Raw genomic sequence first — 268 nt, 5'->3', positions numbered from 1 at the left:
AGAGCCCATGCGGCACGTGGAAGCGCGCCCCGACCGGGTAGGCGAGCGCGTGCACCGCCGCCACCGGCGCGGTGGCGAAGGCCGTGCCGGCGAGCATCGCGCCGAGCAGCATGCCCTCGCGGGCCGCCCGGTCGCGGCCGTCGCGGCAGGCCGGGCGGATGTGGCGCCAGAGGAGCGCCAGCGCCTCGCGGGCCAGCGCGTCCGAGAGCGGATTCTTGCGGTGCCGGCTCGTCTAGGCCTCGCGCGCGTGCACCATCGCGTCGATGCC

The 268-nt window shown here is 77.6% G+C and carries 1 pseudogene; it reads right to left on the bottom strand.

Going from position 1 to position 268, the window contains the following annotated elements:
* Positions 1 to 268: pseudogene (locus WDW90_RS39615) on the bottom strand (iron-containing alcohol dehydrogenase); the annotation flags it as partial.

Origin of the sequence: Methylobacterium nigriterrae, from assembly GCF_037106235.1 — a bacterium.
Taxonomy (GTDB): domain Bacteria; phylum Pseudomonadota; class Alphaproteobacteria; order Rhizobiales; family Beijerinckiaceae; genus Methylobacterium; species Methylobacterium nigriterrae.
This window is presented reverse-complemented; position numbering and strand designations above follow the sequence as displayed.